Origin of the sequence: Photorhabdus laumondii subsp. laumondii (assembly GCF_003343245.1) — a bacterium.
Classification (GTDB): domain Bacteria; phylum Pseudomonadota; class Gammaproteobacteria; order Enterobacterales; family Enterobacteriaceae; genus Photorhabdus; species Photorhabdus laumondii.
This window is the reverse complement of sequence record NZ_CP024901.1, coordinates 3,070,990-3,087,274: the sequence shown is the minus strand read 5'-3', so window position 1 is coordinate 3,087,274 and position 16,285 is coordinate 3,070,990. Positions and strand designations below refer to the sequence as shown.

The following is a 16,285-nucleotide window of genomic DNA, read 5'->3' as shown; positions in this document are numbered from 1 at the left end:
CAGGCAAGCGATTGAAATAATTTGCCTGTCAAATTTACTGTTACTGCCTCAAATAAATCTGAGGCTGTTGAGTCTCAGGATGGCGGGTAATGCCAAGATCTGCTTGATACCATTTTCTCAGAGTATGATCATTCAGTACTTCTTCTGGTGTACCCGCAGCGACTAACTTCCCTTTATGTAATAGAAAGATTTTATCTGCATAGAGAGCAGCAAGATTTAAATCATGTAGAACGCAACACATAGCCATAGGTTGCTCCCGTGTCAGTCGGTAAAGCAGACGCAAAGTGTGTTGCTGATGATAGAGATCCAAGGCTGATGTGGGTTCGTCAAGAAACAAACAGCATTCTATTGGTGTTGGATGCCAAAGTTGGGCAAGGACACGAGCGAGTTGTACTCTTTGCTGCTCACCACCGGAGAGTTGCCGGTAGTCGCGGTGACGTAACGCTTGGCAATCCGTTTGTTCAATAACGGTATCAATTGCTGTTTGTTTATGATGAATACCATGAGGAGAGCGCCCCATAGCGACCACTTCTTCCACACTGAAAGGGAAGGAGAGTGAGCTATGTTGACGCATGACGGCACGAGTGCGGGCTAATTGTTCAGCAGGCCATTGCTCAATAGGTGTGCCGTGTAAATCACATTGCCCATGCTCAGGTTTTATATATCCCGTTAATAGCCGCAATAATGTGGATTTCCCCGCGCCATTTGGCCCAATAATGGCGACAATCTCACCTTTATTTACCGAGAGCGAAACATTATCAATAATTTTCTGGTTGCCAATTGAATAGCTTAAATTCTGCGCTTGCAGAGAAATATTATTTTTTATGGCATTCATTATGTGCGGCTCCCTGGTTGTTTGAGTATCAACCATAGAAAATATGGACCGCCGATTAAACCAGTAATTAGGCCAACGGGTATTTCTGCTGGTGAGACTAATGTTCTTGCCAGTGTATCTGCGGTAAGCAGGAGAGAAGCTCCGCCTAAAGCCGCGCCGGGAAGTAGCCAATTATGATCACCACCAAATCGCATTCTGATCAAATGTGGGACAACTAGCCCAATAAATCCAATAACACCGCTTAATGCAACAGCGCTGCCAATCAGCAGGGCGCTGAGTAGTAATAACTGGAATTTAGTACGTTGGACATTTATACCAAGATAGTGGGCTTCTTCATCTCCTAATTGCAGCAGATTCAGTTTACGGGCTTGGCTGAACGTTAGGATAATAGTGGGAATAATTAAAGAAGCTGTAATTGCCAACGTCGGCCACTCTATCTGGCTGAGTGAACCCATCATCCATAAGGAGAATTGTCGTAACTGTTGATCGTCACTGATATAGCTCAGGAGACCAATAGCAGACATACAAAGGGCATTGATAGCAATCCCGGCGAGTAATAAGCGGGCCAGATTTCCGTAGTTATATTTATTGAGTGAAAAAATCAGTAATGAAATTAACAGGCTGCCAATAAAAGCGGCGATAATATGTCCGTACACAGTAATGACAGATGGCAGGCTAACGGGCAGAACAATTGCCATTGCCACCATCAATGCAGCTCCACTGCTAATACCGAGTAGGCCAGGATCAGCGAGTGGATTGCGAAATAACCCTTGCATTACAGCCCCGGAAGTTGCTAAAGCACAGCCAACCAGTATGGCTAATAGCACCCTTGGTAATCTGATATTCAGCCAGATTTGCCACTGGGGTTCACTAATGGAAGATTCCCATAATGTCTTGAAAGATAATGATAATGCGCCAAGATTAGCAGAACCAATAGCCAACCCGGACAGTAACAAACAAAGAAACGCCAAGCCCAAACCCGGAGACTTCATACGGCTCATTGAGTCTTCTCCGCCGCCTGTCTGAGTTGTTTCATCACTGAGGGGGTTTCGAGGCCAAAACCGAGTAGCCCCATATCATCTACAATTAAAACCCGTTGTTTTTGGCCGGCAGGGGTGTGTTTCAATCCGGGTAATTGCCAGATTTTATCCAAACCGCCCATTGATTTAATACCATCCTCCGTCACCAATAACAGATCGGGTGCGCTGGCAATAACACCTTCCTGGGAAAGTGGGCGGTAATTGTTGAAACCTTGCATGGCATTAGTGGCACCAACAGCGCGAATCATTTTGTCCGCTGCGGTTTTTTGGCCGGCAGCCATTGGCATGATACCGCCGTGACTCATCACAAACAGAATACGGGTCGGCAAGGTGGTTGTTGGTATTTCTGCCAGTGCTTTTTGATATTGTTGAATCAGTTGTGCACCACGTTCAGCCTGATTGACCGCCTTAGCGACGGTCTTAATTTTTTCAGGAACGGCTTCTAACGCTGCTTTTCCGGTTATCTGAATCACTTCTACACCAGAATCCTGGAGCTGCTTAAGTGCCAGTGAAGGCTTTGCCAATTCACTGGTTAGCACCAGTGTCGGATTCATAGAGAGAATACCTTCAGGGTTAAGCATTCTCATATAGCCGACATCGGGTAAGGTAAGCAATTCGGTTGGTTTCTGGCTGGTGCTGTCTCTGGCGACAACTTTATCACCTTCACCAAGTGCAAAAACAATTTCAGATACATCGCCACCGATAGTGACGATCCGTTCGGTGGAGAAAGCACTGAACGATACCGCAAGGGCAAATGTTAGAAGCCATTGTTTCATGCTACACGCTCTTCCTGTATTGATTGCAGTTTTGGCAGAGCAGCCACTTGCTCACGCCACTGAGTTTGTTCAGGAGTGCCTTCTGTACGCTGACCAAACAGTTGCGCAATTTGATCGCCATTAGCATCAAATAGCTCAAGGCTGGTGACAAAACCATCCTCTGTTGGTTTACGGGTTACCCAGCTTTCAGCAATAGCACTCTCTATTAAATGTAGTGTGAAATTGCGGTTAAAGATATTAATCCATTTCTGATCTGAGTTTTCTTCCTGATGGGGCATCAGGCGTTCCAGCTTTCCGGTGAAAATTTGTACGCAACCATGATTGCTGACGAAGATCATGATTTCATTCTGATCGTTATAAGCGGTGTTGATAAGTTCATTCAGTGCGGAATTTTCCACCTTGTAAGCCAGATCATCATGTACCGCGTTGAAAACCTGTTGACGGCTCAGATTATGGTTTTTAAGTAACGTGAAGAATTGATGAACGTTAGTCATTGCTCGCCATTCTTCATCAAGCTGTGCTTTCAGTTCATTTGTTAGAGTTGAATAGGTGATTTCTTCTATAGGTTTGATGACCAGTGCGGGGTTGTCTTCTGTCTGATATTTTTCGATCAGTGCTTCCCAGGCTGTCATATCAGTATTACCTGTTGCATAAACTTTATGCAATGCGTCACCCTGATGATCAAAAAATTGAATGCTGTGGCGCATACCATTTTTTGCGGGTTCAACCAGATAAAATACACTACTCCAGTGTCCAAAGAATATCCGCAAGTCGAGTTCACGAGGGTTCAAGACCAGCCCTGCGTGGCTGCTGAAATGGGTATTTACATACCGGCCAATATGTTCATGAACAGCAAAATCATTGCGGGTGATCGCTTTAATTTCACCAACAACAGCTAACTCTTCCAGTAAAGTTGGGGCGTCAACATTGAGGCGTTTGGCATCGATACCAACGCGGCTATGTAATAATTCGCCTTCACTGACATTCAGATAGGCTGCCAGATCACGGGCATATTTGGCTTTGTTATCAGATTTGGCTTGTAGATAACGTTCATAAAGTGAAGAATTCACAATTTAACTCCTTGAAATACATTTATTTAATTACCACTGGTAACTGACGAACAGTTTGGCATTGCGGCCATCCTGCGGTGTTCCCTGTGGTGAGTAGTATTCTTTATCAAAAGCATTACCTAAAACTGCCGTAGTAGTCACACCTTTGAGCATTCCTTCACCTTGATAGCTGACATAGAAATCATTAACGCCATAACCTGCCTGTTGTTTAGGATCTCTACCTCTAGCATCTTTACCTTTGAAGTCAGTATGATTGGTGAATTGACCTACCCAGCCGACAGAGAAACCGGTTTGTGCAATAGGGATTTCCAGTATGCTAGTGATAGTATCTGGGCTGAGGTTATCAAGAGATCCACCGCTTTTTTCATCTTTACCTTCTGTGCGGTTGTAAGCCAGTTCCCAAGAGAACAGATTGGATTCATAGTTTATAGAAGCATCCCATCCCCAGATCTTGGCGCTGGATATATTAACAGATGTTGTGTTCCTTCCTCGGTTGACTATATCTGACTTAATATAATCTTTGGCTTTAGTATCAAAGTAACTCGCTTTAAATTTCAGCTCGTCGTTATCTGCTAGTAGATCATTGAAACGTAATCCAAAACCAGACTCCCACGTTTCGTTGCTTTCTGGGCGGAGATTTGGATTAGGGGTCCAGAAGTTTCCAGGATAGTGCATAGAATCGTTATACATTTCTCCCATTGTCGGTGCACGGAAAGCTTGAGCGTAAGAGGTAAACAGCATCGACCAGTCAGTTGGTGTGATACTGATAGCCCCTTTGGAAGACCATTTATCGGCGCTGACAGCCTCATCTTTAGAATTGTTTCCTTTATAGTTGTCATAGCGCGTACCCGCGACAATAGAGACTGGCAGGTCGCGCAGCGTTATCTCATCTTGTAACCAGCCGGAATAAAAGCGGATATCCGCGTCAGGAAAGCTATCTGTATTACCATCTGGGGTCTGTTTCTGTTTGTAAGTTTCACCACCGTAAGTAAATTGATGTGCCAGCGGGCTGTCTGTCCACAGGCGGGAGCGGTTTTCCAATTTTACGCCATAGGTTTTCTGTTTACGGCCTTCGAAACCCTTCGCCTTAGTACGAGCATTAATAGTGATATCGGAATAATAGAGGTCAGTTTTGGCATTTAACCAATCATATTCTGCTGGATTTAATTGGTAGCTGAGTTGGGCATCACGTTGAGTTGTCGTGCGGTCAGTCCAAGTGCTAGGATTTTTATTTTTTCCGGTGAGTGTTTGTGGATTTTTAGGTTGATTAGCCTCATTACGGTAATAGCGTAATTGACTGCTCAGGGACTGGTTGTCATCAATTTTCCAACTGCCTTTTGCCATTAAGTTACTGATAAATTCATCATTATCGCCAACCACACCACCACCGTGACGGATGTTACCTGAATCACGGGTACTGAAGGCAAATACACCATCCAGGGATTCCGATTTTGCAAAAGTTGCACCACCAAAACCCATACTATGGTCACCTGTTGCACCGCGAGCAAAAACGCGGAATCCGTGATCTTGACCCGCTTGCAAAAGGTCTGCGGCATCGACAGTTTGATAAGCGATCACACCGCCTAAGGCACCACTGCCGTAGAGTAGGGCAGAAGGGCCGCGTACAACTTCGACTTGTTTAATGAGTGCTGGGTCCAGGAACGTACCATTGATATGGCCGGTATCGGTACCTTGGCGAATACCGTCAATCAACGTCAAAACACCTTTTGGACCGTAACCACGCAGACTAACATCTTGCCCATTAGCACGGTTTATACCGGCTATATTAATGCCGGGTATTTTTTTGATGAGATCGTTAGCATTACCGGCTGTCTGACTTTGTGGTGACTGACTATTTATCACCGTTACCATCATGGGAGCTTCGAAACTGTCCCTTTCATTGCCTGTGGCATAAACCGTTATCACCTCGCGGGATGATTTATCACTGTTAGCATCGGGCGATTTTGTTGCTGCATAAACAGCCGGAATGTTACTGATAATTGCCAAGCTTAATGCTGATAATTTGAGTGTTGATCTTGCAGATTGAGACATCAGGCGAATCTCCATAATAATATTTTATGAGTTATGGATATAGCTGGCTGCCCCGATACGTGATCTGGGTGGCTGGCTGAGTTATTATTTTATTTAGTTAGTATCAGCTTACCGGCTTTAGTTTGGCGCAATTGGTAGAATTCTCCTTGGTGAAGAATTCTGGTAATTCCTAGCTCACCTAATAGTTGTTTACTGTCAATGTAGTCAATTTCTACAATTTCAGCAGGATAAGTGTTGCATTGTTTTTTAAGTGCAATGCAAGAATGTTGGTGACATATTTTAGTCATAAAACCACTTTGCGAATACTAACTATTATCATAGTGAGAATTATTATCGTTATATAAAGAGGTGACTTCAAGCAATATTTTTGGTGGTCAGGAGCAACACATTAATGAAATTTAATTAATGTGTTGTCAGTTAGCCTCTTATGAATGAAAAAGGCTAACTCGGAATAAGGATTCAGAAACGGTAACTTACTGCTTCGGCGAGAATGTCAATAAGCTGTTCTGTATCTTGCCAGTTTAGACAAGGATCGGTGATCGATTGACCGTAATTTAGCGGTTGTCCCTGAATGACTTGCTGGGTGCCTTCAACCAGAAAACTTTCAACCATTACACCGACAATAGCGGTAGAACCCTCTTGAATCTGGTGACCCACCTCTTTTGCTATAGTCAGTTGGCGTTTATGAATTTTTTGACAATTACCATGACTGAAATCGATAACTAAATGTTCTGGTAAATTAAATTCACGTAGTTGAGTACAAGCTGTAGCAATATCTTTGGCACTGTAATTAGGCTGTTTGCCTCCACGCATAATAATGTGGCCGTATGGGTTGCCTTCGGTTTGATAGATGGTCATCTGACCGCGCTTATCCGGCGAGAGGAATGTGTGACAGACCCCGGCTGCGCGGATTGCATCTATGGCGATACGGATGTTGCCATCCGTTCCATTTTTAAAGCCAACTGGACAGGAGAGGGCAGATGCCATTTCTCGGTGAATCTGGCTTTCTGTTGTTCTGGCTCCGATCGCGCCCCAACTGATCAGATCGGCAATATATTGGCCGGTCACCATATCCAGAAATTCGGTTGCTGTGGGTAAACCCAACTCATTGACATCAACCAATAATTTCCGGGCCAAAGTAATACCCCGATTTACCTGGCAAGAACCGTCGAGATAGGGGTCTGAAATTAAACCTTTCCAGCCCACCACTGTGCGTGGTTTCTCAAAATAGGTGCGCATAATAATTTCCAGTCTGTGCTGGTATTTTTCACGTAACCTGTTCAGTCGCTGAGCATAATCTAAAGCAGCATCAATATCATGAATAGAACAAGGACCGATGATTACCATAAGCCGTGGATCATTCCCGCTGAGAATATCGGCAATACGTTTCCGTGACGCTGTCACATTATTGACGATTTTTTCGGATACAGGAAATTGAATTGCAAGAGTTTGAGGTGTGACTAAACTATCGACACGGTGAGTCCTTAAACCATCTGTTTTGTACATATATTTTCTCAAAGTTCGTTTCACATTAGCAGGCATATCTATAGATAATGGAAATTACAATAAACGAAAACGGCTAAGTTAAACAAATGATATAATTAGTCATATGATAAATTTTTTTCCATTATTCCTATTGATATATTTTTAAAACATTCGGCGGTTTAGCTTCATCATGTCGATTATTTTGGTTGAGATTTCTTCAACAGAATAATTGGTGGTGTTAAGATAATTAATCTTATTCTTACGGAATAAAGCTTCAACTTCGGAAATTTCTATTCTACATTGCCTCAATGATGCATAACGGCTATTTTCTCGACGTTCTTCCCTAATAGCTGCCAGCCGTTCAGGGCTTATAGTTAAACCGAATAACTTATGTTGAAATTGTTTTAATGTCGCAGGTAATTGTAAATTGTCCATATCATCCGCAGTAAAAGGATAATTTGCAGCCTGAATACCAAATTGCATGGCTAAATAGAGGCTGGTGGGTGTTTTCCCACAGCGGGATACGCCCAATAAGATAACCTGTGCCTGGTCAAGGTTACGTAAAGAGATACCATCATCATGTGCCAGGGCATAATCAATAGCTGCTATACGTGCATCGTACTGGCTGAGATTCTTTTCAGTCAGACCGTGAGTGCGATTAAGTTCGGGTTTTGGCTCTAACCCGGTTTCTTGCTGTAATGGGGCGACCAGTGTTTGTACAATGTCCTGACAAAATCCTTCGCTACTGGTAATAATATTTTTCACTCCAGAAGAGATAATAGAATAGAAAACTAAAGGTCTTATCCGCGTATCCTGATATATCTGATTTATTTGTTGCTTTATTTCTTCTGCGCGGGTTTCACTGGCAACGAAAGGAAGAGTATAAGAAGTTATTTTGATGGGAAATTGTGATAAGACAGCATGGCCCAATACTTCTGCGGTAATTGCCGTACCATCTGAAATAAAAAAGACAGTGCGTTCAACGCCTTCAACACTATTACGACCATTACGTTCTGCTGATGTTTCTAATCTGAATTTTGCCATGATATTTACAGTGACCTTTTATCTTTCCAATCGTTTAGTTAAATGAAACCGAGAGTCGATTTTCTGCAAAGTATACCTAAGAAAAAAATAATGTGTTGGGTTGATCGATTCACCTTTCTATGTGTGCGAAAACATTGTGTTAGTCTATTTGTGACTGCTCTATGCAGTGCTAATTTCCCGATTTGTACCCAAATGCTAAAAGGATTGTTTTAATGCCCAATAATGACCTCACCCCGCGTAATGTGCTTTGGTATAACCAATTAGGTATGCATGATATTGACCGGGTTGGTGGTAAAAACGCCTCCCTGGGAGAAATGATCACTCACCTGTCAGAGTTGGGGGTTTCTGTCCCGAATGGTTTCGCCACGACAGCACAGGCATTTAATGATTTCTTGGAACAAAGTGGTGTCAATCAGCGTATTTATGACTTGCTGGATGAAACGGATGTTGATGATGTCAATCAACTGGCTAAAGCAGGTGCACAAATTCGCCAATGGGTGATTGATACGCCATTTACGTCACAACTGGAAAAAGATATTCAGGATGCTTATCAACAGTTGTCTGAAGGAGAGCCTGAAGCCTCTTTTGCTGTACGTTCTTCGGCAACGGCTGAAGATATGCCTGATGCCTCTTTTGCCGGGCAGCAGGAAACTTTTCTAAACGTGCAAGGCATTGATGCTGTGATGGTTGCCATCAAGCATGTGTTTGCTTCATTGTTTAATGATCGCGCTATTTCCTATCGTGTCCATCAGGGATATGACCATCGAGGAGTTGCACTATCAGCGGGTGTACAACGTATGGTGCGTTCTGATCTCGCTTCTTCCGGTGTGATGTTCACTATTGATACTGAATCAGGGTTTGATCAGGTTGTTTTTATTACCTCTGCTTACGGATTGGGCGAGATGGTTGTTCAAGGCGCTGTGAATCCGGATGAGTTCTATGTTCATAAATCAACTCTGAATAAGGGTAAACCAGCAATCGTGCGACGCAATCTGGGTTCTAAAAAACTGCATATGACCTATGCTGACAATAAAGAACATGGCAAGCAGGTACGTATCGAAGATGTACCAGCATCACAACGCAATCGTTTCTCTTTAGCTGATGAAGAAGTTGAGGCATTGGCGCGTCAGGCGTTATTAATTGAAAAACATTATGGCCGACCAATGGATATTGAATGGGCTAAAGATGGTCATAATGGCAAGTTATACATTGTTCAGGCGCGTCCTGAGACTGTCCGCTCAAACCAGCAAGTTATGGAGCGTTACCAACTGAATGAACAAGGTCAGGTATTGGTGGAAGGACGTGCCATAGGCCATCGTATTGGTGCAGGTCGAGTAAAAGTTATTCACAACTTGAATGAAATGGATCGCATCCAACCGGGTGATGTTTTGGTCACTGATATGACTGATCCGGATTGGGAGCCTATTATGAAAAAAGCGGCTGCGATTGTAACTAATCGCGGTGGCCGGACCTGTCACGCAGCGATTATTGCCCGTGAATTGGGCATTCCCGCGGTTGTTGGATGCGGTGATGCAACGGAACGTTTGCAAGAGAATCAGTCGGTGACAGTTTCCTGTGCGGAAGGTGATACGGGTTTTGTTTATCAGAATCAACTGAATTTTACTGTACAAAGTTCCCAAGTCGATCAGTTACCTGAACTTGATGTAAAAATTATGCTCAACGTCGGTAATCCAGATCGTGCATTTGATTTTGCCCGTTTGCCGAATGATGGCGTAGGTCTTGCTCGTTTGGAGTTTATTATTAATCGGATGATTGGTGTACATCCCCGTGCATTACTGGAGTTTGATCAGCAAACTCCTGAGTTGCAGCAAGAGATAAAATCGCTGATGGCTGGTTATGACAACCCGGTTGAGTTCTATGTTGGGCGTTTGACGGAGGGGATTGCCACTCTGGCGGCTGCATTCTGGCCGAAACGGGTGATTGTCCGTTTGTCTGATTTTAAATCCAATGAATATGCCAATCTGGTGGGGGGTGACATTTATGAACCTGATGAAGAGAACCCTATGCTAGGTTTCCGTGGTGCAGGGCGTTATGTTTCTGACAGTTTCCGTCGCTGTTTTGCATTAGAGTGCGAAGCCGTTAAACGTGTACGTAATGATATGGGGTTGACCAACGTTGAAATTATGATCCCGTTCGTTCGTACGGTAGCGCAGGCTGAAGCAGTGATTGCTGAACTGGCATCCCAAGGGTTGAAGCGCGGTGAAAACGGATTGAAAGTCATTATGATGTGCGAGATTCCGTCCAACGCAATTCTGGCAGAACAGTTCCTTGAACATTTTGATGGTTTCTCTATTGGTTCTAATGATATGACTCAACTGACGCTTGGTTTGGATCGGGATTCTGGGGTGGTATCTGAACTATTTGATGAACGTAATGATGCGGTCAAAGCTCTGCTCTCATTGGCTATCCAAGCGGCTAAGCGTCAAAACAAGTATGTAGGAATTTGTGGTCAGGGGCCTTCAGACCATCAGGATTTTGCTCATTGGTTGATGGAAGAAGGGATTGATAGCCTGTCATTAAATCCAGATACCGTTGTAAAAACTTGGTTAGGATTAGCGAAAGTGAGTTAATTGAGAATAATACTCGATTGAAACTAAAGGCTCGTCAAAATAATGGCGGGCTTTTTAACAACTTGAGTCGTTAATTATAGTTCTACGGGAAAGTATAAAAATAGCGAAAAAAAAAGCCTATCATGGGCGTGATAGGCAAGGACTACACACAGCAATATAGGCGTTTCTAACAAGTAGAACCATCAAAAGGAGAAATAAACGTCTCGTTCATAGCCCACTTATATTAATTTAGTTAAATAGTTTATTCATTAAGAATTGTCCTAATTTCAGTATTATTTACGGCTAAAATGAGCCAAATTTAACTATTTTTTAACAATTTATTCACAATAATGATATTTAATAAATCAGCACCTCAGAAAAGTGAGAAGTTTTATTAAAATTATGCTTTAGCGAAAGAGCTAACACTCTTTCGCTATATAAGTCAGAATTCATTATCATAAAAATTTATTCTGAAAATTTCTGTTCCAGATATTTTTCAGTTTCGGCTAAATCATTTTCAGGTTCTGGGACTTCATTCATCCATGCGATTAATAAACGGTAAGCAACGGCTAATACAACGGGGCCGATAAATAAGCCAATCATGCCAAATGAGAGTATTCCACCAATAACGCCTATTAATATCAGCGCCATAGGTAAATCTGCGCCCAGACGGATTAAAAATGGGCGAAGAAATCCATCCATTGTCGTTACGATACAGCTCCAGACCAGTAGCACGGTTCCCCAGGTTGTATCACCTGTCCAATAAAGCCAGGCAACAGCGGGAACTAAAATCAGTAATGGGCCGAGTTGAGCGACGCAACAGACAAACATGAGTACTGTCAACAACGTAGCATAAGGAATGCCCGAAACAGCCAAGCCAAGACCACCGATAATGGCTTGGACCAATGCGGTAACCACCACGCCGAGCGCGACGGCACGGATGGATTGTGCTGCCAACAGGATGGCGGCATCTCCGCGTTTATTTGCCAGGCGAATGGCAAAATGGCGAATACTCATCGTCACCTGTTCGCCTTTTAGATATAAGAGCACGCTGAATAGCACCATCAAACAGAGATGGAATACAAAACGCCCGGCATTTGCCGCTTGAGTAAAGAACCAGGTTGCTGCTTCTCCAACATAAGGCTGGACTTTAGCTATCAGAACATTGCCACCGTCAGTAATAAGTGAGTTCCAAGCGCTGTAAAGTTTATCGCCAACCAGAGGGATACTATTCAGCCAGGTCATTGTCGGTATTTGAAAATGAGAGGGGGATTTAGTCCACTGGATTAATGGCGCGCTGTTTTCCAATAAGCTACTAACCAGTAATGCGATAGGGATCACGAATAATAGAATTAGCAGTAGCGTCATGATGGAGACCGCAATCCAGCGTTTACCCCACAAGCTGTCCTGTAGTTTTTCTAATAATGGCCAGGTGGCGATAACAACCATGCCGGCCCAGACAAAACCGAAGATAAAGGGTTTTATCACCCAAAAGCTGGTAACAATTAACAGTGACAGGAAAATTAAAGTAAATAATAGTTTTGGCAGGTCATAATACGGTTGAGATTTGTCCATAAGTTAATTTCTCTCAGGGAGTTAGTGGCGCTAAGGTGCTAAAGATAATGAATAAATAGGATGTTATCTATACCTGTTATCTTTCAAGTTGCCTCTTTGTTGGCTGCACTCGCTCACCCCGGTCACATCGTTTGCTATGCTCCCGGGGATTCACTCCCTTGCCGTCGCGATGCATCTTGAAATCCATTGGGTATATAGGTTACTCAAAATAGGTGAATATTATGATAAGGTAAACGCTTGCCTTATCAGACAAATCAGTTAACGGTAGTAAATGGTTACGGCTGATTAAGGCATTGATTCAAAGATAGTATAAATGGAGCAATGTGGACACTCATTTTAAAAGGGTCAAAACGATAATGATCCCACGCATATCACAAGCACCGCACGTCAGTGAGGTGGCGCAGAAGTTCTTGGATACATTGAAGGAACAAGGATTTACCGGAGATGTTGCCAGTAGTTATGCCGATCGTCTGACAATGGCGACAGATAACAGTATCTATCAACTCTTACCACAGGCTATCGTTTTCCCTCGATCCAGTGCAGATGTGGTTTTACTGGCTCGTGTCGCAGGTGAAAAAGAGTATCAGAATTTGACATTTACGCCACGCGGTGGCGGTACAGGCACAAACGGCCAGGCGCTTAATGACGGCATTGTGGTGGATATGTCCCGTTATATGAATCGCATTCTTGAGATTAACCCGGCGCAAGGTTGGGTCAGAGTTGAGGCGGGGGTGATTAAAGACCAACTGAATCAATATTTGCGTCCATATGGTTATTTCTTTTCACCGGAGCTTTCAACCAGTAACCGTGCAACATTGGGCGGCATGATTAATACTGACGCATCCGGTCAGGGTTCATTAGTCTATGGTAAAACTTCTGATCATGTTCTTAGCCTACGGGCAGTTCTATTAGGGGGGGAATTACTTGACACCCGCGCTATGGATATAGTCCAGGCGGAATCGATTGCGCAAGAGGATTCGGTTACCGGTCGCATTTATAACACGGTGCTTAGCCGCTGCCGTGAACAACGTGAACTTATCGTTGAAAAATTCCCCAAACTTAATCGCTTTTTGACCGGTTATGATTTGCGCCATGTGTTCAGTGATGACATGCGGAAATTTGATTTAGGTCGTATCTTAACTGGTTCAGAAGGAACGCTAGCTTTTATTACCGAAGCGGTTTTGGATATTACCCCGTTGCCAAAAGTCAGGCGATTGGTGAATGTGAAATATGATTCATTTGATTCTGCACTGCGTAATGCTCCTTTTATGGTGGAGGCAAAGGCATTATCGGTTGAGACCGTGGATTCCAAAGTGCTGAATTTGGCGCGTGAGGATATCGTCTGGCACTCAGTTAAGGAATTGATAACGGATATTCCTAACAAAGATATGCAGGGGTTGAATATTGTTGAATTCAGTGGCGATGATCAGCCTTTGATAGACCGGCAAGTAGAAACACTTTGCCAGCGCCTTGATGAACTGATGGATGGCAATCAAGCTGGGATTATTGGTTATCAAATTTGCCGAGAGTTAGCTGATATTGAGCGTATTTATGCAATGCGCAAGAAAGCAGTTGGCTTGTTGGGTAACAGTAAAGGTGCGGCGAAACCCATTCCTTTTGTAGAAGATACGTGTGTACCGCCACAGTATCTCGCTGATTATATTGTGGAATTCCGGCAGCTATTGGATAGCCATCATCTTAATTACGGTATGTTTGGTCATGTGGATGCGGGGGTGCTGCATGTTCGGCCGGCGCTGGATATGTGTGATCCTCAGCAAGAGATACTGATGAAACAGATTTCTGATGAAATTGTCAGTCTCACCGCACGTTATGGTGGTTTGTTGTGGGGAGAGCATGGTAAAGGATTTCGAGCTGAATACAGCCCGGCATTTTTCGGTAGCATCTTGTATGAAGAATTACGCCGAATTAAGGCTGCCTTTGACCCGGATAACCGTTTGAATCCGGGCAAAATTTGTCCGCCGATGGGGGTTGATGCCCCTATGATGAAAGTCGATGCTGTTAAGCGAGGAACGTATGATCGGACAATTCCGATAAATGTCAGGAATACATTCCGTGGTGCTATGGAGTGTAATGGGAATGGGCTCTGTTTTAATTTCGATGTAAAAAGCCCGATGTGTCCATCAATGAAAGTGAGTCAGCAACGTATCCATTCACCGAAAGGACGCGCGACACTGGTGCGTGAATGGCTGCGTCTTTTAACTGAACAGGGGGTAGATCCGACGTTACTGAAACAGGGATTAGAACAAAAACGACCAAGTTTGCGTGGGTTGATTGAGAAGACTCACAATAGTTGGCAGGCATGGCGTGGGGAGTATGACTTTTCTCACGAAGTGAAAGAGGCAATGTCGGGTTGTCTGGCATGCAAAGCTTGCTCAACGCAGTGCCCGATTAAAATTGATGTTCCGTCATTTCGTGCACGTTTTCTTGAGTTATATCATGGCCGCTATTTTCGCCCTTTACGTGATCATATTGTGGCGAGTGCGGAAAGCAGTACACCATTAATGGCTAAGGTCCCTCGGGTCTTCAATTTCTTCCTGAAACAACCGTGGATACAAGAATTGAGTCGCCGGACTATCGGCATGGTGGATTTACCCTTGTTATCCAGCCCGACGCTGCCCCAACAACTGGCGGGTCATTATGCACTTTCGACCACACTGGAACAGCTTGAAAAAATGGAACAGGCTCATCGTGACGAACATGTGTTGATTGTTCAGGACCCGTTCACGAGCTATTACGATGCTAAAGTTGTGGCTGATTTTGCCTATTTGGTAGAAAAATTGGGATATAAACCCGTATTGCTGCCATTTTCTCCAAACGGTAAAGCACAACATATCAAAGGCTTCTTATCCCGTTTTACTAAAACGGCCAAAAAGACGTCAGACTTTCTGAACCGGGTTGCGGAGTTGGGTATTCCAATGGTGGGTGTTGATCCAGCGCTGGTGCTGTGCTACCGGGACGAATATAAAGAAATTTTGGGAGAACAGCGTGGAAAGTTTGAGGTTCAGCTTGTTCATGAATGGTTGATTAATACCTTACCGGAGAAAAGTGACCATGAAGAAAAATCCGGTGATAAATGGTATCTATTTGGACATTGTACCGAAGTGACTATGCTACCGGGCAGTAGTCAACAATGGGGAAAAATTTTCCATCGGTTGGGTAGCAAGCTGGATAATATCAGTGTAGGCTGCTGTGGCATGGCCGGAACCTATGGTCATGAAAACAAAAACATAGAACACTCTATTGGTATCTATAAGTTATCCTGGCAACCTGCCTTGCAGAAATTACCATTGGAGCGTTGTTTAAGCTCCGGTTATTCCTGCCGAAGTCAGGTTAAGCGGATAGAAGGGCAAGTACTTAAGCATCCGTTGCAAGCTTTATTGGAGATAATCCCATGATTTGGAAACGTGATATTGGACTGGATAGCCTGAATCAAGTAAATAGCCAATGTATGATGGGCCATCTGGGCATAAAAATCACGCATATCGGTGATGACTATATCGAAGGCACAATGCCGGTTGATTATCGCACGCGTCAACCATTTGGTTTATTGCATGGCGGGGCATCTGTTGTGCTGGCAGAATCACTCGGTTCTTTAGCTGGGTATCTCTGTTCCGAAGGTGAGAAAAAAGTTGTTGGGCTGGAAATCAATGCTAACCATATTCGGTCGGTTCGTAGTGGTGAAGTGAAAGGCGTATGTAAACCTCTTCATATTGGCCGCAATCACCAGGTGTGGCGAATTGATATTTTTGATGAGCGGCAACATTTGTGCTGTACCTCTCGGTTAACCACATCAGTTTTGCCTGGATAAAATGAAGGT

The 16,285-nt window shown here is 43.8% G+C and carries 12 protein-coding genes; 3 read left to right on the top strand and 9 right to left on the bottom strand.

Going from position 1 to position 16,285, the window contains the following annotated elements:
• Positions 1 to 40 precede the first annotated feature (40 nt).
• The 8 genes from PluTT01m_RS13570 to ppsR all read right to left on the bottom strand — a co-directional run bounded on the left by PluTT01m_RS13570 (position 41) and on the right by ppsR (position 8,302).
• A complete protein-coding gene (locus PluTT01m_RS13570) occupies positions 41 to 835 on the bottom strand; it encodes a heme ABC transporter ATP-binding protein (protein WP_011146858.1) in 795 nt (264 codons plus the stop codon).
• Positions 835 to 1,836 carry a FecCD family ABC transporter permease gene (locus PluTT01m_RS13565; protein WP_011146857.1) on the bottom strand — a complete coding sequence of 334 codons (1,002 nt, stop codon included), beginning with the start codon at positions 1,834 to 1,836 and terminating at the stop codon, positions 835 to 837. Before PluTT01m_RS13565 ends, PluTT01m_RS13570 begins: the two co-directional genes overlap by 1 nt.
• Positions 1,833 to 2,651 carry a heme/hemin ABC transporter substrate-binding protein gene (locus PluTT01m_RS13560; protein ID WP_011146856.1) on the bottom strand — a complete coding sequence of 273 codons (819 nt, stop codon included), beginning with the start codon at positions 2,649 to 2,651 and terminating at the stop codon, positions 1,833 to 1,835. Before PluTT01m_RS13560 ends, PluTT01m_RS13565 begins: the two co-directional genes overlap by 4 nt.
• Positions 2,648 to 3,721 (bottom strand): hemin-degrading factor, encoded by a 1,074-nt coding sequence (locus PluTT01m_RS13555; protein ID WP_011146855.1) that lies wholly within the window; start codon positions 3,719 to 3,721, stop codon positions 2,648 to 2,650. The genes PluTT01m_RS13560 and PluTT01m_RS13555 overlap by 4 nt, the downstream gene beginning before the upstream one ends.
• A 30-nt stretch (positions 3,722 to 3,751) precedes the next feature.
• On the bottom strand, positions 3,752 to 5,773 hold the full coding sequence (locus tag PluTT01m_RS13550; protein WP_011146854.1) for a TonB-dependent hemoglobin/transferrin/lactoferrin family receptor: 2,022 nt from the start codon (positions 5,771 to 5,773) through the stop codon (positions 3,752 to 3,754).
• Positions 5,774 to 5,862: 89 nt separating this feature from the next.
• Entirely contained in the window at positions 5,863 to 6,060 is a 198-nt protein-coding gene (gene hemP, locus PluTT01m_RS13545; RefSeq protein WP_011146853.1) for a hemin uptake protein HemP, read from the bottom strand.
• Between the two features lie 172 nt (positions 6,061 to 6,232).
• The gene (locus PluTT01m_RS13540) at positions 6,233 to 7,279 is read right to left on the bottom strand and encodes a 3-deoxy-7-phosphoheptulonate synthase (protein ID WP_011146852.1); all 1,047 of its coding nucleotides are present in this window, start codon (positions 7,277 to 7,279) and stop codon (positions 6,233 to 6,235) included.
• 141 nt (positions 7,280 to 7,420) lie between these two features.
• Positions 7,421 to 8,302, bottom strand: a complete 882-nt coding sequence (gene ppsR, locus PluTT01m_RS13535) for a posphoenolpyruvate synthetase regulatory kinase/phosphorylase PpsR (RefSeq protein ID WP_011146851.1) — start codon at positions 8,300 to 8,302, stop codon at positions 7,421 to 7,423.
• 212 nt (positions 8,303 to 8,514) lie between these two features.
• On the opposite strand from ppsR, the gene ppsA reads away from it, so the two are divergent.
• The gene (gene ppsA / locus PluTT01m_RS13530) at positions 8,515 to 10,893 is read left to right on the top strand and encodes a phosphoenolpyruvate synthase (RefSeq protein ID WP_011146850.1); all 2,379 of its coding nucleotides are present in this window, start codon (positions 8,515 to 8,517) and stop codon (positions 10,891 to 10,893) included.
• A gap of 444 nt (positions 10,894 to 11,337) precedes the next feature.
• Here ppsA and ydiK read toward each other — a convergent pair whose 3' ends face one another.
• Entirely contained in the window at positions 11,338 to 12,447 is a 1,110-nt protein-coding gene (gene ydiK, locus PluTT01m_RS13520) for an AI-2E family transporter YdiK (protein WP_011146849.1), read from the bottom strand.
• Between the two features lie 356 nt (positions 12,448 to 12,803).
• Between ydiK and ydiJ the strand changes: the two genes are divergently transcribed.
• Positions 12,804 to 15,863, top strand: coding sequence for a D-2-hydroxyglutarate dehydrogenase YdiJ (ydiJ, locus tag PluTT01m_RS13515; protein WP_011146848.1), 3,060 nt, complete (start codon positions 12,804 to 12,806; stop codon positions 15,861 to 15,863).
• Entirely contained in the window at positions 15,860 to 16,276 is a 417-nt protein-coding gene (menI, locus tag PluTT01m_RS13510) for a 1,4-dihydroxy-2-naphthoyl-CoA hydrolase (RefSeq protein WP_011146847.1), read from the top strand. The genes ydiJ and menI overlap by 4 nt, the downstream gene beginning before the upstream one ends.
• Positions 16,277 to 16,285 lie beyond the last annotated feature (9 nt).

Excerpts from the sequence above, each read along its gene's own strand:
- ydiJ (WP_011146848.1), top strand. The coding sequence starts at position 12,804 with ATGATCCCACGCATATCACAAGCACCGCACGTCAGTGAGGTGGCGCAG.
- ppsR (WP_011146851.1), bottom strand. The coding sequence starts at position 8,302 with ATGGCAAAATTCAGATTAGAAACATCAGCAGAACGTAATGGTCGTAAT.
- PluTT01m_RS13565 (WP_011146857.1), bottom strand. The coding sequence starts at position 1,836 with ATGAGCCGTATGAAGTCTCCGGGTTTGGGCTTGGCGTTTCTTTGTTTG.
- PluTT01m_RS13550 (WP_011146854.1), bottom strand. The coding sequence starts at position 5,773 with ATGTCTCAATCTGCAAGATCAACACTCAAATTATCAGCATTAAGCTTG.
- ppsA (WP_011146850.1), top strand. The coding sequence starts at position 8,515 with ATGCCCAATAATGACCTCACCCCGCGTAATGTGCTTTGGTATAACCAA.
- hemP (WP_011146853.1), bottom strand. The coding sequence starts at position 6,060 with ATGACTAAAATATGTCACCAACATTCTTGCATTGCACTTAAAAAACAA.
- menI (WP_011146847.1), top strand. The coding sequence starts at position 15,860 with ATGATTTGGAAACGTGATATTGGACTGGATAGCCTGAATCAAGTAAAT.
- PluTT01m_RS13540 (WP_011146852.1), bottom strand. The coding sequence starts at position 7,279 with ATGTACAAAACAGATGGTTTAAGGACTCACCGTGTCGATAGTTTAGTC.
- PluTT01m_RS13570 (WP_011146858.1), bottom strand. The coding sequence starts at position 835 with ATGAATGCCATAAAAAATAATATTTCTCTGCAAGCGCAGAATTTAAGC.
- ydiK (WP_011146849.1), bottom strand. The coding sequence starts at position 12,447 with ATGGACAAATCTCAACCGTATTATGACCTGCCAAAACTATTATTTACT.
- PluTT01m_RS13560 (WP_011146856.1), bottom strand. The coding sequence starts at position 2,651 with ATGAAACAATGGCTTCTAACATTTGCCCTTGCGGTATCGTTCAGTGCT.